The organism is Pseudomonas sp. KK18, from assembly GCF_037094675.1.
In the GTDB taxonomy this organism is placed as follows: Bacteria; Pseudomonadota; Gammaproteobacteria; order Pseudomonadales; family Pseudomonadaceae; genus Aquipseudomonas.
This window is the reverse complement of the sequence record NZ_CP146605.1, coordinates 7,122,194-7,144,463: the sequence shown is the minus strand read 5'-3', so window position 1 is coordinate 7,144,463 and position 22,270 is coordinate 7,122,194. Positions and strand designations below refer to the sequence as shown.

Here is a 22,270-nt window from a genome sequence, read left to right as displayed (position 1 = left end):
CCCGCTCCCACATTGGGTTCGGTGCAAGCCTTACAAAATTGGAGAAATCAGCCGCGCGATCCGCATGCCCAATTGTTGCAGGCGGTGGGTCTGGCGGTTTTCTTCCTGGCTGATTTCATGGGCCAGGGCGAAGTCTTCCAGCAGCATGTGCTCCACCTGGCTGGCGAAAGTGTCATCTACCGTCAGCAACATCACTTCGAAATTCAGCCGGAACGAGCGGTTATCCAGGTTCGCACTGCCGATGGCGCTGATTTCACGGTCGACCAACACCACTTTCTGATGCAGGAACCCTGGCGTATAGCGAAATACCCGCACCCCGGCGCGCACGGCTTCGATCGCATACAGGCTGGAAGCGGCGTAGACGATGCGGTGATCCGGCCGTGACGGCAGCAGCAGGCGCACGTCGACACCGCGCAATACCGCCAACCTCAAAGCCGCAAACACCGCCTCATCGGGAATGAAATACGGGCTGGTGATCCACACCCGCTCGGTCGCCGCATGAATGGCCTCGACGAAAAACAGCGAGCAGGTTTCGTAGGGATCCGCCGGGCCGCTGGCCAGCAACTGGCAGAGTACGCCGTCGTCCGGGTAGGTATCCGGCAGCAGCAGCGGCGGCAACTCCCGCGCGGCCCAGAACCAGTCCTCGGCAAACGACTCCTGCAAGCACGCCACCACTGGGCCGCTGACTTGCACATGGGTGTCACGCCATGGCGCCAGCGGCGGTTTCTTGCCCAGGTACTCATCGCCGACGTTATGCCCACCGACGAACCCGGTAATGCCATCCACCACCACGATCTTGCGGTGGTTGCGGAAGTTGACCTGGAAGCGGTTGAGCCAGCCGCTGCGCGTGGCGAAGGCCTTGACCTGCACCCCGGCGTCTCGTAGCGACTGCACATAACGATGGGGCAGGGCATGGCTGCCGATACGGTCGTACAGCACGAAAATGGCTACGCCTTCGGCGGCTTTTTCCTTGAGCAAGGTGTGCAGTTGGCGGCCAAGTTCGTCGTCATGAATGATGAAGAACTGGAACAGCACGGCGGTCTTTGCCGAGCGAATCGCCTCGAAAATCGCGCTGAACGTAGCCTCGCCATTGATCAGCAAACGCACCTGATTATTCGCCAGGCACGGCATGCGCCCCAGCTTGGGCATGGCCCGCAGCGAAGCGTAGGCCTGGGAGTTGCGCGCGGCCAATGCCTCTTCAACCCATGGGCGCCAGTTCAGCTCGGTGATCGCCTTGTGCATTTCCTGGTTGGCCTGGCGCCGCGCCTGAATGTAGGCGTCGAAAGTGCTCCGGCCAAAGATCAGGTAGGGAATCAGCGTCAGGTAGGGGATGAACATCAGCGACAATGCCCAGGCAATCGAGCCTTGGGCGGTCCTGACGGTCAGCACCGCATGGATGGCGGCGAGGGTGCCCAGAAAATGCAGGGTGGCAATGAAATAGGCGAGCAGGTGCGGGCCAAAGAAATCCATGGACAACGGTACTCCTGACGAACAAGTGCCTAACAGACCATGTTCGGCCACGAATGTCGCTATTTTATTTGCTGTGCAACACTGGCGCTTTTGCGGCGTCTAACGCCGACAATTGCCCAGGAGTTACCCGATGAATGCTCGTCTGCTTGGTTTGGCCATGGTTGTTGGTTTGACGCTGCCTGTGGCGGCGCAAGCGCAGATGTTGGCGCCGGGCTTGTGGGAGTTGACCACCAGCAACATGAAGGTCGATAACCAGGACCTGCCGGACTTGTCGCTGATCCTCGGTCAGCTCAAGCAACAGATGACCCCGGAACAACGCGCGATGCTTGAGAAGCAAGGCATCACCATGGCCGGCAAAGGCGTGCAGGTGTGCCTGACCCCGGCCCAGGTGGCGTCCGATTCCATCCCGCTGACCGACCCGCAATCGGGTTGCAAGCAGGAAGTGACGGACAAGACCGGCAACCAATGGAAATTCCGTTTCAGCTGCCCGAAAGCCCAGGGCACTGGCGTGGCGACGTTCCAGAGCCAGCAGGAATTCACCACTACGGTTAACGGTACCTTCAACGCCACCGGCGTACAGCAGAAGGGCAGCCTGGACACCCATGCGCAGTGGTTGGGCAGCAACTGCGGCACGGTCAAACCCCGCGCTTAACCTAAGACATACCCCGATCAAAATGTGGGAGCGGGCTTGCTCGCGAATGCGGTGAATCAGTCACAGGTGTATTGGCTGACCCACCGCATTCGCGAGCAAGCCCGCTCCCACATTTGATTGGATTGCCAGGTACAGAGTCTCTTCAACGCTGGAAATGCAGCGGCAGCCCCTGGCAACTGTCGTGCACGCGCCCGTCGTGCCAGGCCAGGTGGCCGGACACAAGCGTGGTGCTGACGCTGTGCCGGAGGCTGCGCCCGGCAAAGGGCGTCCAGCCGCAGCGGGCCAGGACCGGCTGGCTGCTGACGGGTTTGCCGTGAGGCTCGGGTTTGATCAGCACCAGGTCGGCCCAATAGCCTTCGCGCAGGTAGCCACGGTCGGGGATCGCAAACAGGTCCGCGACCCGATGGCTGGTTTTCGCCACCAGCGTGGTCAGCGGCAGCAGGCCGTCGGCGACCAATTCCAGCAGCGCCGGCAGGGCGTGTTGCACCAGCGGCAAGCCTGACGGCGCTTCGCGATAGGGCAGTTGTTTTTGCGCCCAGGTGTGCGGCGCATGGTCACTGCCAATTACATCCAGACGATCACTCAACAATGCCAGGCGCAAGGCGTTGCGGTCGGCGCGTGTCTTGATCGCCGGGTTGCATTTGATCTGGTGGCCGAGGCGGGCGTAGTCGCGGTCATCGAACAAGAGGTGATGCAGGCAGACTTCCGCCGTGATGCGTTTTTGCGCCAGGGGTTTGTCTTCGAACAGCACCAACTCCCGTGCGCTGGTGATGTGCAGCACATGCAGGCGCGTGCCGTGCCGCTTGGCCAGTTCCACCGCCAGGGACGAGGAGCGATAGCAGGCCTCGGCATCGCGGATCAGCGGGTGCGCCACGGCAGGAATGTGCTCACCGAAACGCTCGCGCATCCTTTGCTCGCGGGCCAGGATGCTGGGGGTGTGCTCGCAGTGGGCCAGGAGAATGGTCGGCACCTCGGCGAACAGACGCTCGAGGATCTTCGGATCATCCACCAGCATATTGCCGGTAGACGCACCCATGAACACTTTGACCCCGGCGACTTCCCGCGGGTCCAGCGCGGCGACGGTGTCGAGGTTGTCGTTGCTCACTCCGAAGTGAAAGCCATAGTTGGCCACCGAATGCAGCGCCGCGCGGCGCTTCTTGTCGGCCAGGGCTTCCAGGTTCAGGGTCGCCGGGTTGGTGTTGGGCATGTCCATGAAACTGGTGATGCCACCCGCCACCGCCGCGCGGGACTCGCTGTAGAAGCTGCCTTTGTCCGGCGCGCCGGGTTCTCGGAAATGCACCTGGTCGTCGATCATTCCCGGCAGCAGCCACTGGCCTTGGGCGTCGATTTCCACGGTGGCGTTGGCGTTGTCGATGCTGCCGGCGATCTTCTCGATACGGCCATTGGCGACCAGCAGGTCAGCCTCGAATTCCTCGCCTTCGTTCACCAGGCGGGCGTTGCGGATCAGCAGGCGGCTCATGGTCAGAACTCGTTTTGCAGGGCTTTGTAACCCAGCACCAGGTCGACGTTGGTGCGTGCCACGTCTTCGGAAAACTCCGAAGCGCTGACACTCACCGGCGGGAACTGGGACAGGTCGGTGTTGGGGCCGATGCGGGTGGTGGAGGGCACGTAGAACGCGTCGGGCAAATCGCGGCCGTCGACTACAGAGTTGTGCCGCACCACGCAGCCATCGCCGACGACGCAGTTGAACAGCACGCTGTTGAAGCCGATGAACACACGGTCACCAACGGTGCAGGGCCCGTGGACGATGGAGCGGTGGGCGATGGAGGTGAACTCGCCGATGGTTACGGCGGCGCCGGATTTGGAGTGGATCACCACGCCGTCCTGGATATTCGAATTGGCACCGATGGTGATCGGGTCCATGTCACCGTTGGCGTCGACTTCGTCGGCGCGGATCACCGCGTAAGGGCCGACAAATACGTTTTCGCCGATGATCACCTTGCCGCAGATGATTGCGGTTTTGTCGACGTAGGCCGATTCGGCAATCACGGGCAGATCGCCGGAAGGGTTCTTGCGGATCATGGGTCAGGTTCCTTGAGAGGCGCGGTGATGATGTTGACGTGATGGCCGTCGATGGCGTTGTAGAAACAGGTGGGCCGGCCGGTGTGGCAGGCCGGGCCTTGCTGGTCGACGATCAGCAATACCGCGTCGCCGTCGCAATCCAGGCGGGCCTCCACCAGCAGTTGCCAGTGGCCCGAGGTTTCGCCCTTGCGCCACAGTTGCTGGCGCGAGCGGGACCAGTAGCAGACGTGCCCGGTGGCCAGGGTTTCGTCGAGGGCCTGGCGGTTCATCCAGGCCAGCATCAACACTTCGCCGCTGCCGTGTTGCTGGGCGATGGCGGCGATCAGGCCATCGCTGGTCCACGGCAGGGCGTCGAGCACGCTATCGAGTGGAAAGCGGCTGCCGATGGCAGCCTCTTCCAGGTCAAGCATGCTCAGGCTCACGGCTTGCTCAGGGCCGCGCACAGGGTGTTGAGGTTGTATTCGAACAGGCCGGTAAAGGTGCTGGCCGGACCTTCTGCAGCCAGGGCGTCCGAATACAGCGTGCCGCCGATCTGCGCGCCGCTCTCATCAGCGATCTGCTGGAGCAGACGCGAGTCCTTGATGTTTTCCATGAACACGGCCTTGACCTTGTCCTTGCGGATCTGGGTGATCAGCGTGGCGACTTCGGCGGCCGACGGTTCACGTTCGGTGGACAAACCTTGAGGCGACAGGAACTCGATACCGTAGGCCTGGCCCAGGTAGCCGAAGGCGTCATGAGAGGTGACGATGCGACGGTTACCCGGTGGCAGCGCGCCAAACTTGGCCTTGGCTTCAGCCAGCAGGCGGTAGATTTCTTTCAGGTACACCTGGCTGTTGTGCTCGTAGTCGGCCTTGTTGGCCGGGTCGGCAGCGATCAGCGCCTTGGTGATGTTGTTCACGTAGATAACGGTGTTGGCCAGGTTGTGCCAGGCGTGCGGGTCGGGGATGGTTTCGCCGTCCTCTTCCATGGTGTGGGAGAGCACGCCTTTGCTCGCAGTGACCACAGTGGCCTTGGTCTCGGTGCTGGTGACCAGGCGATCCAGCCACGGCTCGAAGCCTAGGCCGTTCTTGATGATCACCTTGGCCTTGAGCAGGGCCTTGGCATCGTCCGGTGTTGGTTCGTAGGTGTGGGCGTCGGCGTCGGGGCCGACCATGTTGCTGATCTGGATATGATCGCCACCGACCTGGTGGGTCATGTCGTCAAGAATACTGAAGCTGGTAACCACCTGAAGCTTGTCGGCAGCCTGGGCCGTCGCGAACGACAGCGGCAGCAACACACTGAACAGCACGAGTAGAGCGCGCATCGGGAAACACCTCATTGGGATGTAAGCAAAGGCGGGCGGCGCAGCAAGCCGTGCACCGGACCGAAGACCACGGACAGCAGGTACCAGCCGCCAGCCACCAGCACAATTGCCGGGCCGCTGGGCAGCGAGTAGTAGAACGACAGCAACAAGCCAAGCCATACCGACAGGCATCCCAGCACCGCTGATATGGCGATCAACACCGGCAGGCGCCGGCTCCAGAAACGTGAAGCAATCGCCGGCAACATCATCAGGCCGACCACCATCAACGCGCCGATCGCCTGGAAACCGATCACCAGGTTCAGCACCACCAGCGTCAGGAACAGGCCGTGGGCCAGCGGGCCGAGGCGGCTGACGGTTTGCAGGAACAGCGGGTCGAGGGTGTCCAGCAGCAGCGGTTTGTAGATCACCACCATGGCGACCAGGCTGAAGCCCGAGACCCACAGCATGCCGGTGAGGGTCGGGCCGTCTACCGCCAGGGCCGAGCCGAACAGCAGGTGCAGCAGGTCCAGGCGTTTTCCGGCGAGGCCGAGGATCAGCACGCCGCTGGCCAGGGAGATCGGGTAGATGGCGGCGAGGCTGGCGTCTTCCTTCAGCCCGGTGCGACGGGTGATCCAGGCGGCGAGGCCGGCCATGCTCAGGCCGGCGCCCAGGCCGCCGATGGTCAGCGCGGGCAAACTCAGGCCGGCAAACCAGAAGCCCAGTGCGGCGCCGGGCAGGATGCCGTGGGACACCGCGTCACCGATCAGGCTCATGCGGCGCAGGATCAGGAACACCCCAAGCGGCGCCGTGCTGCATGCCAATACCAGACCGCCGACGAGCGCGCGGCGCATGAAAACGAAATCGAGAAACGGCATCCACAGGTGGGCGGCGAAGTGCATCAGGCCACCTGCATTTGCGGCTGCGGGCGGATCAGTTCTTTGCTGGAGCCGAACACGCAGCCACTGCTTTTGATCTGCACCACTTGCTGGGTGTGTTGGCGTACGGAGCCGAGGTCATGGCACACCACGACCACCGTGCGGCCTGCGTCGTGCCAGGCGTGGATGTGTTTCCAGCACAGCGCCTGGCCGTCTTCGTCGAGGGCGGCGTGGGGTTCGTCCAGCAGCAATATCGGCGACTCGGCCAGGCTCATGCGGGCGAGCAGGGCGCGTTGCAGTTCGCCGCCCGACAAGGCCATCAACGGCCGATGCTCCAGGCCGCTGAGGCACCAGTCTTCGAGCACGGCGCTCAGGCGTTCGGTACGTTGTTGCGGGGTTTGCCTGCTGCCCCAAAAACCGGCGGCCACCAATTCTTCAAGGCTGATAGGAAACTGGCGATCGAGGTTCTGTTGCTGGGGCATAAACGACAGGCCACCTCTGCGTGGAACATCGATCGTCACTTTCCCCGCCAGCGGCTTCTGTAAGCCGGCGATAACTTTCAGCAGGCTGCTTTTGCCGGTGCCGTTGGCGCCGATGATGCCGGTAAGGCTGCCTTTTTCCAGGGTGAAATCCACGGCGGGGGTCAGTGGTTGGCCGGGGGCGCCCCAGCGCAAAGCGGTGCAGGTGATCATTCGGAAGGTCTCGTCCAGCGGCTTTCGGCCACGGCATCGTGCGCGTGAAGGCTTTCGGCGTGGATCACTCTCAAGTGGAAGGCATTGACCGCATCCGAGCGTTTCAAGGCGAGGTTCAGGCGGCGGGCGGCGTCTTCGCAGAACATCAGGTTCTGCCCGTTGGCCAGGGCGAAGGCTTGTTCGTCTGCACGCTTTACGGCGGTTTGCACGGCAGTGCCGAGGGCGGCTTCGGTTTCGTCGATCAACTGGGTCAGCGGCAGTGTTGGCTGATCGCCTTGAAGCCGGACCTGCAACAGCGCGCTGCTGCGCTGGCTGTGGGGCGTGGCGACGATGCCGTTTGCGCTGCCGAGCCAGGTCAGTACGTCTTCGTGCTGCAGCGGTGTGCCGGCAAAGTCCTCGATAAATTGCTGCTGAATCAATTGCCTGGCGAGGGCAGCGGAGCAAGGGCAGGTTGAAGAGTAAGTAACGTCAATTTTTAGTTCCACGTGGAACATCTGGTTTTCCAGGCGCGCCTCGATGCTCACCGGGTAGCTTTTCCAGCCGGCCAACGGGCTGACCAGCGCCGGACGTTTCAGCAGCAGACCTGCATGAATTCGCAGGTAGGCATTTGTGGATAAACCTTCATGACTGTCGAGAAAACGTTGCAATACACTGCGCAGCAGTGCTGGCGAAAGCGGTTGCTGTTCAAGCATTTCCAGCGCCAGGTAAAGCCGTGACATATGAATGCCACGGGCCTCGCCGTCGTCCAGGCTGACGCCGGCATCAGCCGTGGCGCTAAGGCTTTGGCCGTCGATCAGAATGGGCAGGGCAATGCCGCACATGCCCACCCAATCGAGCGGCAAGGCTTGGCGTGAAGCCTGCGCGGCGATATCGGGCAGAGTCAGCGCGTTCATGAGCAGGTCCATCGTTGGAAATAAAAAGACATGTTATATTATTACAATTGAAACGACGAAAGTTTTTCTGTTCTGTCTTTTATTCAGTCATGTCGAGTACGGAAGCTCCTTTATTTGCGGTGTAAGTCATGCACAGACGTCAACTCCTCAACCTGCTGCTGGCCAGTGCGGTGTTCACCTTGCCCTTGGGCGTGTCTGCCGCGCAGATCCGCAATGCACGGCTGTGGCGGTCGGATAACAAGCTGCGGCTGGTGCTGGACCTCAGCGGCCCGGTGCAATACAAGACCTTCACCCTGACCGCGCCGGAGCGGTTGATCATCGATTTGAGCGGCGCGAAGCTGACCGGTGATTTCAGCCAACTGGCCCTGACCAACAGCGGCATTACCTCGATTCGCTCGGGGCATTTCGGGCAGGGCGATACGCGGATCGTGCTGGATTTGAAGGCGCCGATGCAGCTCAACAGCTTTCTCCTGCCGCCGCAGGATGGCCAGGGCCACCGCCTCGTGCTGGACCTGACAAGCGCCACTCATGCGCCTATGCAAATCGCTGCGGCACCGGCCGCGTTGGCTGCACCCGTGCCGGCGCCGGTGGACAGGGCTCATCCAAAACGCGACATCATCGTGGTGGTCGACCCTGGGCACGGCGGCAAGGATCCCGGCGCGATTGGCTCAAAGGGCCAGCGCGAAAAAGACGTGGTGCTGTCCATCGCCCAGTTGCTGGCCAAGCGTCTGAAGCGCGAGAAGGGCTTCGATGTGAAGCTGGTGCGCAACGACGACTTCTTCGTGCCGCTGCGTAAACGTGTGGACATCGCCCGTCAGCACAAAGCCGACATGTTTATCTCGGTACACGCCGATGCCGCGCCACGGCTTACGGCGTCCGGCGCCTCTGTCTATGCGCTGTCTGAAGGCGGCGCCACCTCCGCCACTGCACGGTTCATGGCGCAGCGGGAAAACGGCGCCGACCTGTTGGGCGCCACCACCTTGCTCAATCTCAAGGACAAGGACCCGATGCTCGCCGGGGTGATTCTCGACATGTCGATGAACGCCACCATCGCCTCCAGCCTGCAACTGGGCAGCTCGGTACTGGGCAGCCTGCAAAGCATCACCACGCTGCATCAAAAACGCGTGGAACAGGCCGGCTTTGCGGTGCTCAAGTCGCCGGACGTGCCGTCGATCCTGGTGGAAACCGGGTTTATCTCCAACACCCAGGACGCCCAGCGACTGGTCACCGCACGCCATCAACAGGCGGTGGCAGACGGTTTATTTGAAGGGTTGAAGAACTACTTCCAGAAGAACCCGCCGATGAACAGCTACATGGCCTGGGTTCAGGAACAGAAAACCGGCCAGGTCTAACAGCCGGTGATTCGACTACAGGTGAACTTGGCGCTGGCACCACCGGAACTGGAAAACCGGTTGAGGGTGGTCCAGCCCACTCGCCGCGTGTAGCCCACCCACGCCTCACCATCGGAAGCCAACCCGGTAAAGAACGTCAGTTGCCCGTAGCGGCTGCTGGTTTGTGCCCAATAGCGTTTTCCGATCACTTCAAAGCCCCGCAAATACGTAGTGCTGCCTGCCGTCGCGACGCTGTAGGCATTGCCCTGGGCGTCGACGCACGCCAGCAGGTTGGCGCTGCGGGTGCAGTTGGCCAGCAGGCTGGGCACCTGGGCGTTGGCCAGGCTCGCCAGCATCAGCAACACAGCACACAGCAGGTATTTCATAGAGGCTCTCGGGGCGTTATTCGGCTGCCAGCATTGCGCCCTTCGTCGTCACGAGCAAGGGGGATTGGCTTATTTGCATTGTTATACTATAACATTAAAAAACAGCCTGACCCGTGAACCACCTCCGATGACCGAACAAGACCTTCTCGCCCAACCCTGCGCCGACTACATGAATGAAGCCCAGCAAGGTTTCTTCCGCGAGCTGCTGCTGGCCCAGCGCAACGAGCTGCAAGCGCGTATCGACGCTGAATTCATGGTGCTGCGCGAACAGGAGCCCAACAGCGATCCCGCCGATGTCGGCAGCGCCGAAGAACAGCGCCAATGGCAACTGCGCCTGCTGGAGCGCGAAAAAAAGCTGTTGGACAAGATCGACGAAGCCCTGGAACGCCTGGCCCGCGGTGAATACGGCTGGTGCCGTGAAACCTGCGAACCCATCGGCCTCAAGCGCCTGCTGCTGCGCCCCACGGCCACCCTGTGTATCGAAGCCAAAGAACGTGAAGAGCTGCGCGAACGCCATCAACGGGCGATTTGACCGGCCAACCCTGATGAGGAATACCTGATGCCCAATCGTCTCCCCGTTACTGTGCTGTCCGGATTCCTCGGCGCCGGCAAAAGCACGCTGCTCAACTACGTCCTGCGCAACCGCGAAAACCTGCGGGTGGCGGTGATCGTCAACGACATGAGCGAAATCAACATCGATGGCAGTGAGGTCCAGCGCGACGTCACCCTCAATCGCGCCGAAGAAAAACTGGTGGAGATGAGCAACGGCTGCATCTGCTGCACCTTGCGCGAAGACTTGCTGGAAGAAGTCGGAAAGCTCGCCAAGGAAGGTCGGTTCGATTACCTGTTGATCGAGTCCACTGGGATCTCCGAGCCGTTGCCGGTGGCCGAAACCTTCACGTTTCGCGACGAAGACGGCCAGAGCCTGGCGGACATTGCCCGGCTCGACACCATGGTCACCGTGGTCGACGGCATGAACTTCCTGCTCGACTACCAGGCTGCCGAAAGCCTGGCGTCCCGGGGCGAAACCCTCGGTGAAGAGGACGAGCGCTCGATCACCGACCTGCTGATCGAGCAGATCGAATTTGCGGATGTGATCCTCATCAGCAAGATCGACCTGATCAGCAGCAGTGAGCGCGAGGAGTTGATGGCGATCCTGGAGCGCTTGAACTCCCAGGCTGAAATCATCCCGATGGTCATGGGCGAAGTGCCGTTGGCGAAGATCCTCAACACCGGCCGTTTCGACTTCGAGCGTGCTTCCCAGGCGCCGGGCTGGTTGCAGGAACTGCGTGGCGAACACCTGCCGGAAACCGAAGAGTACGGCATCGCCTCCACCGCCTATCGCGCCCGCCGCCCGTTCCACCCGCAGCGGTTTTTCGACTTTATCGACCGGCCTTGGGTGAATGGAAAACTGCTGCGTTCCAAGGGCTTTTTCTGGCTGGCCAGCAAACACCAGGACGCCGGTAGCTGGTCCCAGGCTGGCGGCCTGATGCGCCATGGGTTTGCCGGGCGCTGGTGGCGTTTCGTGCCGAAAACCCAGTGGCCCCAGGACGAGGAAGGCATCGCCGCAATCATGAAAAACTGGCAACTGAGCACCGGCGATTGCCGGCAGGAGCTGGTGTTTATCGGCCAGAACATCGACTTCGCCCAGATGACCGCCGAGCTGGACGCTTGTTTGCTGACCGACGATGAAATGGCCACGGGTGTCGAAGGTTGGCGCTTGTTGGCCGATCCCTTTGGCCCTTGGTTCGAAGAGGCTGCCTGATGCTGGCACCGACCCTGAAACTGCGCCCGGTGGTACGCCAGACCCACGGCGAAACCCCGGCCGTGCTCTCCGATATCCTTGAGGACGGCGTGAACCTAGCGGTGTGGCAGCGTCAGTTGCCCCTGCACATCGCCGAGTTCGGCGCGTTACTGGTGGCACTCAATGAGCCATTGGCCGAGTCGATGGTGGTTGAACTGAACAGCGAAGACGCCGAGCCAAACCTGCAGGAATTTGCATCGGGTTGCCGTGACCTTGAAGGCTACGAAGGCTTTATCGCCGATGTGTCGTGGTTGGTCAGCGCCTTTGCCTGTTTGCTCGGAGCCAAGCGTATCGGCGTGCGTTTGCGGCTATTGGACAAGGCCATGTGCCCGCGTTTTCATGTGGATCATGTGCCGGTGCGGCTGATCACCACCTACGCCGGCATCGGCAGCCAGTGGTTGCGCGAGGGGGTTATGGAGCGGCGACACCTGAGCCAGGCGAGTGCTGAGCCGGAAGAACGCATTGAGCAAATCCACTGCGGTGAAGTGGCGTTGCTCAAGGGCGAAAAATGGCACGGCAACGAAGGCTTTGGCCTGATCCATCGCTCGCCGCCGCTGCAAGCGGATGAGCGACGGTTGATCCTGACGCTGGATTGGTTGGCGTAACCGGGTAGGATCGAACCTCTCTACACGGTCTGAATGATGCCCACCATGCTGCAGAACATTCCCACCCACGTGATTGCCGGGCCCCTGGGCGCCGGCAAGACCAGCCTGATCAAGCACCTGCTGGCCCAGCGCCCGGCCAACGAGCGTTGGGCGGTGTTGATCAATGAGTTCGGGCAGATTGGCCTGGATGCCGCGTTGCTCACCCGTGATGACGACGGGATTGCCCTCGGTGAAGTGGCGGGTGGCTGCCTGTGTTGCGTCAATGGTGCGCCGTTCCAGGTAGGGCTGGGGCGTTTGTTGCGTAAGGCAAAGCCCGATCGGCTGTTTATCGAGCCGTCCGGGCTTGGGCATCCGGCTCAATTGCTCAAGCAACTGCGGGAAGCGCCCTGGCAGCAGGTACTGGCGGTGCAGCCTTGCGTACTCGTACTGGACGCCCAGGCGTTGGCGGCGGGCAAACCTTTACCCAATGCCCAACGGGAGGCATTAGCCAGCGCCGGGCTGTTGGTATTGAACAAGAATGAAGCCTTAAGTGATGCGCAGCGCCTGTTGATTCAAGGACAACTGCCCGACCGGCCGATCTATTGGACGCAGCAGGCGCAACTGCCCTTGGCCCGGTTACCGGGTGTGAATGCTCAAGCGGCAGCGGCTGTGGATAACTTCGAGTTGCCCAAAGGCATGGGGCAAATGCCGGCCATCTGGACGGAGCCGGCATCGCCGATCTGCCTCAGCCAGGGCCAGGAGGATGGCTGGAGCATTGGCTGGCGCTGGCATCCGAGTCAGCGATTCGACGCGCGGCGCATTCAGCAATGGCTGCAATCGTTGGACTGGCGACGGGCAAAACTGGTTATCCACAGCCTGGATGGCTGGGCATCGGCCAACGCTGTGGATAACGCAGCATTGGCCTGGCAGCCCAGCGAATGGCGGCGGGATTCGCGTATCGAATTGATCTTCAGCGAAGTGCAGGACGTTGCGCAGTTACAGGGTGGGTTAACCGCTTGCCGTCAGTGACGGGTCTTGCTGTTGCCATGCTCCTGGCGCCACTGGCTTAGCTCAATGATCTCGGCGCTGGGCAATGGCGTCTTGATCTCGAACGGGTAGGGCGCCAACTCGATTTGTGCACTGTGGGCGCCGAATTGGGTGATGGTACCCGGGTGCCGCGTTTCGCCGGTCACGGTGAATTCGAAGTTGTAGATCCGTGCCAGGCGCCGCCGCCCGCTGGCATCTTTCACAAAACCGATGCGCTTCAACGCCACGGCGCCATCGAGCAGCTCGATGTCGAGCTTGGCGCAGTGCTGCTTGACCCGTTCCAGCGCCCGCTCGCGCAGGCCGTGGTTGTGCCACAGCCAGGCGGCACCGGTCGCCAGCAGCATCAGCACGAAGATATTTCCGAGGGTCAGCATTCGATGAACTCCAACAAAGTAGGGCCAGCTTAACTGCGTCTCCGGTCTGTCGTACAGGCCGCGTTTAGTCGCATACTGCGCAGCCAGAATATCAACGGCTTTACGGAAATCCCCTGCATGAAACGTACGCCCCATCTGCTTGCGATCCAGTCTCATGTGGTCTTCGGCCACGCCGGAAACAGCGCCGCCGTGTTCCCCATGCAACGGGTCGGGGTGAACGTGTGGCCGCTCAATACGGTGCAGTTCTCCAACCACACTCAGTATGGTCAGTGGGCGGGAGAAGTGTTGGCGCCGCAGCAAATTCCTGCGCTGGTGGAAGGCATCGCGGCGATTGGCGAGCTGGGCAACTGTGATGCAGTGCTGTCGGGCTACCTGGGCAGTGCGGCCCAGGGCCGGGCGATCCTCACCGGCGTGGCGCGGATCAAGGCGATCAACCCCAAGGCTCTTTACCTGTGTGACCCGGTGATGGGGCATCCGGAAAAAGGCTGCATCGTGCCCCAGGAGGTCAGCGACTTCCTGCTGGAGGAAGCGGCGGCGATGGCCGACTTCCTGTGCCCCAACCAGCTGGAGCTGGACAGCTTTGCCGGGCGCAAGCCGCAGTCGCTGTTCGATTGCCTGGGGATGGCCCGTGCGTTACTGGCCCGCGGGCCGAAAGCGGTGTTGGTCAAGCACCTGGATTATCCCGGCAAGCTGCCGGACGGCTTCGAAATGCTGTTGGTGACGGCTGAAGGCAGCTGGCACCTGCGTCGGCCACTGCTGGCATTCCCGCGTCAGCCGGTGGGCGTGGGCGACCTGACGTCGGGCCTGTTCCTGGCGCGGGTGTTGTTGGGCGATAGCCTGGTGGCGGCCTTTGAGTTCACTGCTGCAGCGGTGCATGAAGTACTGCTGGAAACCCAGGCGTGCGCCAGCTATGAGCTGGAACTGGTGCGCGCCCAGGACCGGATTGCCCATCCGCGAGTTCGCTTCGAGGCAACCCCAATCGGGCTGTAGGACTATTCCTGATTGAGCGACGCAAAGGGCGTCCGTTACTACCGGCCGTCTTTTTGCCCTCTGCGTTCATCAAGGAAGATCATGTCGTTATCCCTGCTCCATTCGCCACGGGCATTTATCGCATTGGCCCTGGTTACGCTGCTCAGTGGTTGCAGCGTCCACGGTACCTATCCTGACGCAGCCGAGCCCGATGCGGCGAAGCTGCGGTTCATCTCCAACACCACCAACAGCACCCTTTTTGTCTATGACGCACAGCACTGCATGGGTGAGACCACAGGCATTCTCAACAACATGTTCCTGGTGGACACCAAGCGGCGGGTAGACATGCTTGTGCCGCCACCGCCCACGGCTCGTGGGCTGCTGGAGATCAAGCTGGCGCCCGGAAAGGACACTATGTTGATGATCAACACCAACGGCAGCTCCTATGTCTGTGGCAAAGCGTTCAATCTAACGCCCAAGGCGGGTGAAGAGTACGAAGTGACCTTCGAATTGCAGGGCCGCCAATGCAGCACGCTGCTCCAGCGTCTTACGCGATTGGACGGCAAGGACGTGCGGATCCCGCAGCCGCTGTTCGAGACCGGCATGCCGTCTTGCGAGGGCAAAGGTCCGATATTCGGCAAGTTGTTACCGGATACTCCGCAGCGAATGGTGTTGATTGATCGCATTCTTGACGCGCGTGCGCAGTCGATCACGGCCATCGTGTCAGAGAATAAAGTCGACCGAATGCAAACCTCGCCTCAAGAGCTTGATGAGTTGATCAGCAAGCGCAAGGCGTTGATGGGCTCGTATAACTTGCCGCCGGATTATTGGAACCAGTTTCGGCAGAACTACGAGCTGTCGAATCAAGAGTCTGCCGGTCGTCCGGCCCGGGCTCTGGGGTTTTACACTGAGGTGTACCGCCAGCGCCTGCGGGGAACTGAGGATGCCGTCCTGGAGCAATGGATGCAGCCTACGGACAGTGCGATCAAATCGCGCGTAGCGGAGAACGACAAGCTTATGGTGCAGTACTACGTGAATACCCGAAAGAGCGTGACGATGGAGGTGGTCAATCACCATATGGAGCGCATGGCCCAGTTGGACCAGCGCTTTGATGTGTGTGCGCACTTTGACAAGTGCTCGCGTTACTAAGCGGTCATCCAGAAACCTGGCGGGCTCTTACGGGCCGTCTGCCTTGATTTCCTGATAGCGCTTTTCCAGCTCCTGGCGAATCTGCCGGCGCTGTTGAGCCTGCACAAACCGGCGCTTGTCTTCGCTGTTCTGCGGTTGCAGCGGCGGCACGGCGGCCGGTTTGCGCTGGTCATCCACCGCGACCATCGTGAAGAAGCAGCTATTGGTGTGGCGTACCGAACGCTCACGGATGTTCTCGGTGACCACCTTGATCCCCACTTCCATCGACGTGTTGCCGGTGTAGTTGACCGAGGCCAGGAAGGTCACCAGCTCGCCGACATGGATCGGCTCGCGAAAAATCACCTGGTCCACCGACAACGTCACCACATAGCGCCCGGCATAACGGCTGGCGCAGGCGTAGGCCACTTCGTCGAGGTACTTGAGCAGCGTGCCGCCGTGCACATTGCCAGAGAAGTTGGCCATGTCAGGGGTCATCAATACTGTCATCGACAGCTGGGCGTTTCCGGGTTCCATAGCACACTCACGGGTTGTAGGCATTGGGTGGGGAGGCACCTCTGCGGGTGCTGGAATCTTTGCAGAGCCATTCATAACGGGACGCTGGGCCCCGGCTTGCCGTCACGCCCGGGGCGATCTGTTTCCATATATTGCACCGGCTTTCTGCCGCAAGTCGCGGTGTTACCCTTCAAAAGCCCGTCTCAAAGGCAATTCTTACGATCAAGGCAGACTTTTCTTTCCGTTCATTGCGACCTTTCGGGGTGCATGCGTGGAAATGGGAAAAGCGCCAGTACCCCTCAAGGAGCCCCTCGCCATGCACGCCATCAGCTTTATCCAGGACCTGGCCGTGATCATGCTGGTGGCCGGGGTGGTGACGATCCTGTTCCATCGGCTCAAGCAGCCGGTGGTGTTGGGGTATATCGTCGCCGGCTTCATCATCGGCCCGCACACCCCACCGTTTGGCCTGATCCACGACGAAGACACGATCAAGACCCTGGCCGAGCTTGGGGTGATCTTCCTGATGTTCTGCCTGGGCCTTGAGTTCAGCCTGCGCAAGCTGTTCAAGGTTGGCGCCACCGCCTTTATCGCGGCGTTCCTCGAAATCATCCTGATGATCTGGATCGGCTACGAAATCGGCCGCTGGTTCGACTGGAACACCATGGACTCACTGTTCCTGGGCGCGATCCTGGCGATTTCCTCGACCACCATCATCGTCAAGGCGCTCAATGACCTGAAGATGAAAAACCAGCGCTTTGCCCAGCTGATTTTCGGGGTGCTGATCGTCGAAGACATCCTCGGCATCGGCATCATCGCCTTGCTGTCGAGCATTGCCGTCAGCGGCACGGTCAGCTCCGGCGAGGTGTTCTCCACCGTCGGCAAGCTCTCGCTGTTCATGATTGTCGCGCTGGTGATCGGGATTTTGCTGGTGCCACGCCTGCTGGAGTACGTGGCCAAATTCGAAAGCAACGAGATGCTGCTGATCACCGTGCTGGGTCTGTGCTTCGGTTTCTGCCTGTTGGTGGTCAAGCTGGAATACAGCATGGTGCTGGGGGCATTCCTGATCGGCGCGATCATGGCTGAATCCCGGCAATTGCTGAAGATTGAGCGCCTGATCGAACCGGTTCGCGACATGTTCAGCGCGATCTTCTTTGTCGCCATTGGCTTGATGATCGACCCGCAGATCCTCCTGCAATACGCCTGGCCGATTGCGGTAATTACCGTAGCCGTGGTGCTGGGCAAGATGTTGTCCTGTGGGTTGGGGGCGTTTATTGCGGGTAACGATGGCCGCACTTCATTGCGAGTGGGGATGGGGCTGTCACAGATCGGCGAATTTTCATTCATCATCGCCGCGCTGGGGATGACGTTGCAGGTCACCAGCGACTTTCTGTATCCGGTGGCGGTGGCTGTTTCTGCGATTACCACACTGCTCACACCCTATCTGATCCGTGGCGCAGACCCGCTGTCGCTGAAGATTGCCGCAGTGATGCCCAAGCGCATGAGCCGGGTGTTCGGGATGTATGGCGAGTGGCTGCGCAGCATTCAGCCCCAGGGCGAGGGTGCGATGCTGGCGTCGATGATCCGCAAGATCATTCTGCAGGTGGGGGTGAACCTGGCGCTGGTGGTGGCGATCTTCTTTGCCGGCAGCTTTTTCGCGGCGCGTATTGGCAGCTACCTGGAAGGCTGGGTCAGCGATCCGAGCTGGCAGAAGGCATTGATCTGGGGTGGGGCGTTGCTGCTGTCGCTGCCGTTTTTGATTGCGGCGTACCGCAAGCTCAAGGCGCTGTCGATGCTGCTGGCGGAGATGAGCGTGAAGCCGGAAATGGCCGGGCGCCACACTCAGCGCGTGCGCCGGGTGATCGCCGAAGTGATCCCGATTCTTTCGCTGCTGGTGATTTTCCTGCTATTGGCAGCCTTGTCGGCCAGTATCCTGCCGACCAACAAGTTGCTGGTGCTGATCGCCGTGGTGACGGCCGCGGTGGCCGCCGTGCTGTGGCGCTGGTTCATCCGCGTGCATACGCGGATGCAGGTCGCCTTGCTGGAGACCCTGGATAACCATAAGGATACGCCGGAGCACTGAGTGGGTCGCAGAGGGCTGCTTCGCAGCCCAGCGCGAGCAAGCTCGCTCGCCACAACAAGCGCCCTCGGCACACAGGGGTCTCAGCTTTCCAGCCAGACGTCCCGTGCCCAGTGCCACACCGATTCCCAGGTTTCTTCGGTGACGAGCTCTTCTTCGCCGGACCACAGCACCACGGTGCCGTCTTCCTCGACGCAGTAGTAGTCGTCGCCGTCCTGGCAGATCGGGATCATGCTGCGGTCAACACCGGCATCCCAGGCGTTGGCGGCAACGTCCGGCAGGTAGGTGTGGGACTGTGGGTCGGTGACGGTCACCGGCTCCAGGCTGCCGTAGACCACATCGCTGACGGTCAGCAGAAATTCACGGAAGACGAACGGAATATCGATGAACAGTTGTTCCTCGATTTCCACCAGTTGATCTTCGTCAGGCAGCTCCAGAGGAACCGGTACCGGTTCGTTGGCTTCACGCAATTGTTCGATAACTTCTTCCACGGCCGGGATCCTCTTGCTAGATGGCGCGGTTTATAGGGGCGTTTTATACAGTAGCTCGCTATAAGTGCAACCGTGAAATAGAAAACCCCGGACAAGTCCGGGGTTTTTGTTACTGCGTACTCAAAGCGGGCAGGGATCAGCCGTTCTGGCGGATACCGGCGACCAGCCAAGGCTGGTTTTCGCCTTGTGGGCGCTCCATGTTCCAGCTTTCGCTGAACACTTCGCCCTGGTCGAAACGCGAGGTCTTCGACACACCGCTGAAGGTCAGGGTGGCGATGGTCTTGTCGGCGCGGTCATCCACACCTTCAAGCTGCACTTTCAGGTCGTCGATGTAGGTCGACTGGAAGCCGTCGCCCAGGTCGGCACGTTCGCGCTTGAGGAACTCCAGCAGTTGCGGGGTCACGAACTCGGCGATCTTGTCCATTTCGTTGGCGTCCCAGTGTTGCTGCAGGGACTGGAAGTGGCTGCGGGCCGCTTCGACGAAGCGCTCTTCGTTGAACCAGGCGGGTGCGTTGATCACCGGACGAGCGGCGGCAGGAGCAGCCGAACCGCCGAAGATCGAACCCATGGCAGCAGGCTTTTGCTCGAACACTTCACGCTGCATCGGCGCGCCGGCTGGAGCCATGTGCTCCTGTTGCTTGCGGCGACGGGCGGCGATAAAGCGGAAGATCAGGAAGGCGATGACCGCCATGATCAGGATGTCGAAGATCTGCATGCCCTGGAAGCCGCCGCCCATGAACATGGAGGCGAGCAGGCCGCCGGCCGCGATACCGGCCAGAGGGCCCAACCAGCGCGAAGCACCGCCAGCCTTGGCAGCAGCGCCTGCGGCACCGGCAGCGCCAGCGGTCGCAGCTGCGCCGCCCATGCCGCCGCCGGATGGGGCCATTTGGCTGGTCTGGTGGCTCGGCGCCGAGCCCATGGATTTGCCGCCACCGAAGCGCTTGGCGTTGGCGTCGAGGCTCATCGTCAGGCCGATGCACAACGCCATGGCGATGCTAAGAAAACGTTTCATAAAGGGAATTCCCATTTGTGGATTGCACGCGCGCCATGTTGCACAGGTGTGATGTCAGTGGCTAGCGGCATAGTGTTTCGGGCTTTTGCGTAGGGCCAATACCGAATCGTCTGTAGGACTTATTACAGATATTGGCCCCACCGCTGCCAAATACAAGGGTGGGGCAACATCCTTCATGTTCTACAGTTGTTTCAGATTGCTTCGAGCTTGGCGTAGCCCATCATCAGCCACTTGCTGCCTTCGGCGAAGTTCACCTGCACCCTGGCCTGGGCACCGGCGCCTTCGAAGTTGAGGATCACGCCTTCGCCGAAGATCGCGTGCTTGACCTGTTGGCCAAGGCTGAACGGCGTCTCGGGGATTTCCGAACCAGCGAACATGCTGCTGGAGTTCTGCTGCTGGCCGCCGCCGAACGGTCGGCTGACGCTGTTGGACAGGCGCACTTCCTGAATCAGCCCTTTCGGCACTTCACGTACGAAGCGCGACACCTTGTTGTAGGTCTCGCTGCCGTACAGGCGCCGGGTTTCGGCGTAGGTCATCACCAGGTTCTGCATCGCCCGGGTGATGCCCACGTAGGCCAGGCGGCGTTCCTCCTCAAGGCGGCCGGGTTCTTCCAGGCTCATCTTGTGGGGGAACAGGCCTTCTTCCATGCCCACCAGGAACACGTAGGGGAATTCCAGGCCCTTGGCACTGTGCAAGGTCATCAGCTGAATGCTGTCTTCATGCTCATCAGCCTGGGTGTCGCCGGCTTCCAGGGACGCGTGGCCGAGGAATGCCGCCAGTGGCGTCAGGTCTTCGTCTTCTTCGGTGTTTTCGAACGCGCGGGCGGCGCTGACCAGTTCCTCAAGGTTTTCTACCCGGGCCTGGCCTTTCTCGCCTTTTTCCGCTTCGTGGTAGGCGATCAGGCCGGACTGCTCGATCACGGTCTGGGTCATCAGGTGCAGGGGCATTTCCATGCACTTGGCGGCCAGGTTCTCGATCAGCTCGACAAACACGCTCAAGGCACCGGCCGCACGGCCGGTCAGGCCCTTGTTGGCGATCAGCAGGCGCATCGCTTCCCACATCGACACATCGCTGTGGCGTGCGTGGTCGCGAATCGCCTCGACGGTCTTCTCGCCGATGCCACGGGCCGGAATGTTGATCACCCGTTCCAGCGCCGCATCGTTGCCGCGACCTTCCAGCAAGCGCAGGTAGGCCATGGCGTTCTTGATTTCGGCACGTTCGAAGAAGCGCTGGCCACCATAGATGCGATACGGAATGCGCTCGCGCAGCAGGGCCTCTTCCAATACCCGTGATTGGGCGTTGGAGCGGTAGAGAATCGCGATATCGCTGCGGGCCAGGCCGGTTTTCAGGGCGCTTTCGATGGTTTCCACCACGTACCGCGCTTCATCGTGTTCGTTGAAGGCGGCGTACAGGTTGATCGCTTCGCCTTCGCCGCCGTCGGTCCACAGCTCTTTGCCCAGGCGCCCGGTGTTGTTGGCGATCAAGGCGTTGGCGGCCTTGAGGATCCCGGCGGTGGAGCGGTAGTTCTGTTCCAGGCGGATGGTTTCGGCGTCCGGGAAGTCGTCGCTGTACTGGTAGATGTTCTCGATTTTCGCGCCGCGCCAGCCGTAGATCGACTGGTCGTCGTCGCCCACCACCATCAGGCTGTCGCCGCCCTTGGCCAGCAGGCGCAACCAGGCGTACTGCACGGCGTTGGTGTCCTGGAACTCGTCCACCAGGATGTGGCGGAAGCGCTTCTGGTAGTGCGCCAGCAAGCCCGGGTTGTCGCGCCACAAGTCGAGGGCGCGCAGCAGCAGTTCGGAGAAGTCGATGACGCCGGCGCGCTGGCAGGCCACTTCATAGGCTTCATAAATGCTGCGCATGGTGGCCAGGAACAGGTCGCCGCTGGCCTGGATATGTTGCGGGCGCAGGCCTTCATCTTTCTGACCGTTGATGAACCACTGGGCCTGACGGACCGGCCAGCGTTGTTCATCCAGGCCCAGCTCGCGGATCACCCGCTTGACCAGGCGTTGCTGGTCGTCGCTGTCGAGAATCTGGAAGGTCTGGCTCAGGCCGGCTTCCTGCCAATGCGCCCGCAACAGGCGGTGCGCCAGGCCGTGGAAGGTGCCCACCCACATGCCGGCCGGGCTGATGCCCATCAACTGCTCGATGCGATGACGCATCTCGGCAGCGGCCTTGTTGGTGAAGGTCACCGACAGGATGGAATGCGGTGAGGCGTTCTCGACCTGGATCAACCAGGCGATACGGTGCACCAGCACTCGGGTTTTACCGGAGCCAGCACCGGCCAGGACCAACTGACGGCCAACGGGGGCCGCTACGGCCTGGCGTTGGGCATCGTTGAGGGAGTTCAGCAAAAGAGAGAGATCATCGCGCATCGGCGCATTCTAGGGTGCCCGGGGGAGTCGGGCAAATCCCAATGCCGGGTGGTCACGGGAAAACTTCTGCGTCGACACAGGATAAGGCAACAATCTATTCACGGTGATGACCGGTCGGTCATCGCCCACAGCCCGCGCCCTGTCTCACTCAAGCTGTCTGGCTCCAAGGTTTGCGCCTGATTGTCGCGCTGTTTTTATGACTTGGGGCAGTTTGGCCCGAGCGTTTGCTTGTGTATGCTCCGTCGACGTTTCGGGCTCACCATTATAAGAAC

23 protein-coding genes are annotated in these 22,270 nt (G+C 61.2%); 9 read left to right on the top strand and 14 right to left on the bottom strand.

The window, feature by feature from the left end:
* Nucleotides 1-30: 30 nt before the first annotated feature.
* Nucleotides 31-1,470, bottom strand: a complete 1,440-nt coding sequence (gene cls / locus V6607_RS32615; protein WP_134327562.1) for a cardiolipin synthase — start codon at nucleotides 1,468-1,470, stop codon at nucleotides 31-33.
* A 130-nt stretch (nucleotides 1,471-1,600) separates the two neighbouring features.
* Here cls and V6607_RS32610 point away from each other — a divergent pair, with 130 nt between their 5' ends.
* The gene (locus tag V6607_RS32610; protein WP_003213494.1) at nucleotides 1,601-2,122 is read left to right on the top strand and encodes a DUF3617 domain-containing protein; all 522 of its coding nucleotides are present in this window, start codon (nucleotides 1,601-1,603) and stop codon (nucleotides 2,120-2,122) included.
* Nucleotides 2,123-2,264: 142 nt separating this feature from the next.
* Here V6607_RS32610 and V6607_RS32605 read toward each other — a convergent pair whose 3' ends face one another.
* The 7 genes from V6607_RS32605 to folE2 are packed head-to-tail and all read right to left on the bottom strand — an operon-like array spanning nucleotide 2,265 to nucleotide 7,907.
* On the bottom strand, nucleotides 2,265-3,602 hold the full coding sequence (locus V6607_RS32605; protein WP_134327561.1) for a dihydroorotase: 1,338 nt from the start codon (nucleotides 3,600-3,602) through the stop codon (nucleotides 2,265-2,267).
* 2 nt (nucleotides 3,603-3,604) lie between these two features.
* Nucleotides 3,605-4,165 carry a DapH/DapD/GlmU-related protein gene (locus tag V6607_RS32600; protein ID WP_087694587.1) on the bottom strand — a complete coding sequence of 187 codons (561 nt, stop codon included), beginning with the start codon at nucleotides 4,163-4,165 and terminating at the stop codon, nucleotides 3,605-3,607.
* Complete coding sequence (gene hisI / locus V6607_RS32595) at nucleotides 4,162-4,587, bottom strand: phosphoribosyl-AMP cyclohydrolase (RefSeq protein WP_134327560.1); 426 nt, start codon at nucleotides 4,585-4,587, stop codon at nucleotides 4,162-4,164. Before hisI ends, V6607_RS32600 begins: the two co-directional genes overlap by 4 nt.
* Nucleotides 4,584-5,468, bottom strand: coding sequence for a metal ABC transporter substrate-binding protein (locus tag V6607_RS32590; protein WP_003213485.1), 885 nt, complete (start codon nucleotides 5,466-5,468; stop codon nucleotides 4,584-4,586). Before V6607_RS32590 ends, hisI begins: the two co-directional genes overlap by 4 nt.
* Nucleotides 5,469-5,479: 11 nt before the next feature.
* Nucleotides 5,480-6,346 carry a metal ABC transporter permease gene (locus tag V6607_RS32585; protein WP_134327559.1) on the bottom strand — a complete coding sequence of 289 codons (867 nt, stop codon included), beginning with the start codon at nucleotides 6,344-6,346 and terminating at the stop codon, nucleotides 5,480-5,482.
* Nucleotides 6,346-7,014 (bottom strand): ATP-binding cassette domain-containing protein, encoded by a 669-nt coding sequence (locus V6607_RS32580; RefSeq protein WP_338742808.1) that lies wholly within the window; start codon nucleotides 7,012-7,014, stop codon nucleotides 6,346-6,348. The genes V6607_RS32585 and V6607_RS32580 overlap by 1 nt, the downstream gene beginning before the upstream one ends.
* Nucleotides 7,011-7,907, bottom strand: coding sequence for a GTP cyclohydrolase FolE2 (gene folE2, locus V6607_RS32575; protein WP_134327557.1), 897 nt, complete (start codon nucleotides 7,905-7,907; stop codon nucleotides 7,011-7,013). Before folE2 ends, V6607_RS32580 begins: the two co-directional genes overlap by 4 nt.
* Before the next feature lie 128 nt (nucleotides 7,908-8,035).
* Between folE2 and V6607_RS32570 the strand changes: the two genes are divergently transcribed.
* Nucleotides 8,036-9,259: an N-acetylmuramoyl-L-alanine amidase gene (locus tag V6607_RS32570; RefSeq protein WP_003213478.1), complete on the top strand. Its 1,224-nt coding sequence runs from the start codon at nucleotides 8,036-8,038 to the stop codon at nucleotides 9,257-9,259.
* On the opposite strand, the gene V6607_RS32565 is transcribed toward V6607_RS32570, so the two are convergent.
* Entirely contained in the window at nucleotides 9,256-9,624 is a 369-nt protein-coding gene (locus V6607_RS32565) for a hypothetical protein (protein ID WP_003213476.1), read from the bottom strand. The two genes, V6607_RS32570 and V6607_RS32565, sit on opposite strands and share 4 nt — an antisense overlap.
* A gap of 127 nt (nucleotides 9,625-9,751) precedes the next feature.
* On the opposite strand from V6607_RS32565, the gene dksA reads away from it, so the two are divergent.
* Genes dksA through V6607_RS32545 form a run of 4 tightly spaced genes read left to right on the top strand, consistent with a single transcriptional unit; the run spans nucleotide 9,752 to nucleotide 13,041 of the window.
* The gene (gene dksA / locus V6607_RS32560) at nucleotides 9,752-10,156 is read left to right on the top strand and encodes an RNA polymerase-binding protein DksA (protein WP_003213474.1); all 405 of its coding nucleotides are present in this window, start codon (nucleotides 9,752-9,754) and stop codon (nucleotides 10,154-10,156) included.
* Nucleotides 10,157-10,183: 27 nt separating this feature from the next.
* Nucleotides 10,184-11,389, top strand: a complete 1,206-nt coding sequence (zigA, locus tag V6607_RS32555) for a zinc metallochaperone GTPase ZigA (protein WP_102604033.1) — start codon at nucleotides 10,184-10,186, stop codon at nucleotides 11,387-11,389.
* Complete coding sequence (locus tag V6607_RS32550) at nucleotides 11,389-12,033, top strand: DUF1826 domain-containing protein (protein ID WP_134327556.1); 645 nt, start codon at nucleotides 11,389-11,391, stop codon at nucleotides 12,031-12,033. The genes zigA and V6607_RS32550 overlap by 1 nt, the downstream gene beginning before the upstream one ends.
* 45 nt (nucleotides 12,034-12,078) lie before the next feature.
* On the top strand, nucleotides 12,079-13,041 hold the full coding sequence (locus V6607_RS32545) for a CobW family GTP-binding protein (protein WP_134327555.1): 963 nt from the start codon (nucleotides 12,079-12,081) through the stop codon (nucleotides 13,039-13,041).
* On the opposite strand, the gene V6607_RS32540 is transcribed toward V6607_RS32545, so the two are convergent.
* Nucleotides 13,035-13,433, bottom strand: coding sequence for a DUF3301 domain-containing protein (locus V6607_RS32540; protein WP_003213466.1), 399 nt, complete (start codon nucleotides 13,431-13,433; stop codon nucleotides 13,035-13,037). The genes V6607_RS32545 and V6607_RS32540 overlap by 7 nt on opposite strands.
* Before the next feature lie 117 nt (nucleotides 13,434-13,550).
* Between V6607_RS32540 and pdxY the strand changes: the two genes are divergently transcribed.
* Together pdxY and V6607_RS32530 are read left to right on the top strand one after the other, a co-directional pair.
* On the top strand, nucleotides 13,551-14,423 hold the full coding sequence (gene pdxY / locus V6607_RS32535; protein WP_003213465.1) for a pyridoxal kinase PdxY: 873 nt from the start codon (nucleotides 13,551-13,553) through the stop codon (nucleotides 14,421-14,423).
* An 81-nt stretch (nucleotides 14,424-14,504) separates the two neighbouring features.
* Entirely contained in the window at nucleotides 14,505-15,551 is a 1,047-nt protein-coding gene (locus tag V6607_RS32530) for a hypothetical protein (protein WP_134327554.1), read from the top strand.
* A gap of 27 nt (nucleotides 15,552-15,578) precedes the next feature.
* Here V6607_RS32530 and V6607_RS32525 read toward each other — a convergent pair whose 3' ends face one another.
* Nucleotides 15,579-16,064: an acyl-CoA thioesterase gene (locus V6607_RS32525; RefSeq protein ID WP_003213461.1), complete on the bottom strand. Its 486-nt coding sequence runs from the start codon at nucleotides 16,062-16,064 to the stop codon at nucleotides 15,579-15,581.
* Nucleotides 16,065-16,359: 295 nt separating this feature from the next.
* On the opposite strand from V6607_RS32525, the gene V6607_RS32520 reads away from it, so the two are divergent.
* Nucleotides 16,360-18,123, top strand: coding sequence for a cation:proton antiporter (locus tag V6607_RS32520; RefSeq protein ID WP_003213459.1), 1,764 nt, complete (start codon nucleotides 16,360-16,362; stop codon nucleotides 18,121-18,123).
* Between the two features lie 80 nt (nucleotides 18,124-18,203).
* Here V6607_RS32520 and V6607_RS32515 read toward each other — a convergent pair whose 3' ends face one another.
* The 3 genes from V6607_RS32515 to uvrD form a co-directional block, all read right to left on the bottom strand.
* Entirely contained in the window at nucleotides 18,204-18,611 is a 408-nt protein-coding gene (locus tag V6607_RS32515; RefSeq protein WP_003213456.1) for an SMI1/KNR4 family protein, read from the bottom strand.
* A gap of 136 nt (nucleotides 18,612-18,747) precedes the next feature.
* Nucleotides 18,748-19,623 carry a Tim44 domain-containing protein gene (locus tag V6607_RS32510; protein ID WP_003213454.1) on the bottom strand — a complete coding sequence of 292 codons (876 nt, stop codon included), beginning with the start codon at nucleotides 19,621-19,623 and terminating at the stop codon, nucleotides 18,748-18,750.
* Nucleotides 19,624-19,814: 191 nt separating this feature from the next.
* A complete protein-coding gene (gene uvrD, locus V6607_RS32505) occupies nucleotides 19,815-21,998 on the bottom strand; it encodes a DNA helicase II (protein WP_003213452.1) in 2,184 nt (727 codons plus the stop codon).
* Nucleotides 21,999-22,270: the final 272 nt, after the last annotated feature.

Bases quoted from the DNA above. Each gene is read 5' to 3' on its own strand.
- V6607_RS32510 (WP_003213454.1), bottom strand. From the start codon at position 19,623: ATGAAACGTTTTCTTAGCATCGCCATGGCGTTGTGCATCGGCCTGACG.
- V6607_RS32600 (WP_087694587.1), bottom strand. From the start codon at position 4,165: ATGATCCGCAAGAACCCTTCCGGCGATCTGCCCGTGATTGCCGAATCG.
- folE2 (WP_134327557.1), bottom strand. From the start codon at position 7,907: ATGAACGCGCTGACTCTGCCCGATATCGCCGCGCAGGCTTCACGCCAA.
- V6607_RS32525 (WP_003213461.1), bottom strand. From the start codon at position 16,064: ATGGAACCCGGAAACGCCCAGCTGTCGATGACAGTATTGATGACCCCT.
- V6607_RS32540 (WP_003213466.1), bottom strand. From the start codon at position 13,433: ATGCTGACCCTCGGAAATATCTTCGTGCTGATGCTGCTGGCGACCGGT.
- V6607_RS32580 (WP_338742808.1), bottom strand. From the start codon at position 7,014: ATGATCACCTGCACCGCTTTGCGCTGGGGCGCCCCCGGCCAACCACTG.
- uvrD (WP_003213452.1), bottom strand. From the start codon at position 21,998: ATGCGCGATGATCTCTCTCTTTTGCTGAACTCCCTCAACGATGCCCAA.
- pdxY (WP_003213465.1), top strand. From the start codon at position 13,551: ATGAAACGTACGCCCCATCTGCTTGCGATCCAGTCTCATGTGGTCTTC.
- V6607_RS32590 (WP_003213485.1), bottom strand. From the start codon at position 5,468: ATGCGCGCTCTACTCGTGCTGTTCAGTGTGTTGCTGCCGCTGTCGTTC.
- cls (WP_134327562.1), bottom strand. From the start codon at position 1,470: ATGGATTTCTTTGGCCCGCACCTGCTCGCCTATTTCATTGCCACCCTG.
- dksA (WP_003213474.1), top strand. From the start codon at position 9,752: ATGACCGAACAAGACCTTCTCGCCCAACCCTGCGCCGACTACATGAAT.
- V6607_RS32545 (WP_134327555.1), top strand. From the start codon at position 12,079: ATGCTGCAGAACATTCCCACCCACGTGATTGCCGGGCCCCTGGGCGCC.
- zigA (WP_102604033.1), top strand. From the start codon at position 10,184: ATGCCCAATCGTCTCCCCGTTACTGTGCTGTCCGGATTCCTCGGCGCC.
- V6607_RS32605 (WP_134327561.1), bottom strand. From the start codon at position 3,602: ATGAGCCGCCTGCTGATCCGCAACGCCCGCCTGGTGAACGAAGGCGAG.
- V6607_RS32610 (WP_003213494.1), top strand. From the start codon at position 1,601: ATGAATGCTCGTCTGCTTGGTTTGGCCATGGTTGTTGGTTTGACGCTG.
- V6607_RS32530 (WP_134327554.1), top strand. From the start codon at position 14,505: ATGTCGTTATCCCTGCTCCATTCGCCACGGGCATTTATCGCATTGGCC.
- V6607_RS32565 (WP_003213476.1), bottom strand. From the start codon at position 9,624: ATGAAATACCTGCTGTGTGCTGTGTTGCTGATGCTGGCGAGCCTGGCC.
- V6607_RS32520 (WP_003213459.1), top strand. From the start codon at position 16,360: ATGCACGCCATCAGCTTTATCCAGGACCTGGCCGTGATCATGCTGGTG.
- V6607_RS32570 (WP_003213478.1), top strand. From the start codon at position 8,036: ATGCACAGACGTCAACTCCTCAACCTGCTGCTGGCCAGTGCGGTGTTC.
- V6607_RS32550 (WP_134327556.1), top strand. From the start codon at position 11,389: ATGCTGGCACCGACCCTGAAACTGCGCCCGGTGGTACGCCAGACCCAC.
- V6607_RS32585 (WP_134327559.1), bottom strand. From the start codon at position 6,346: ATGCACTTCGCCGCCCACCTGTGGATGCCGTTTCTCGATTTCGTTTTC.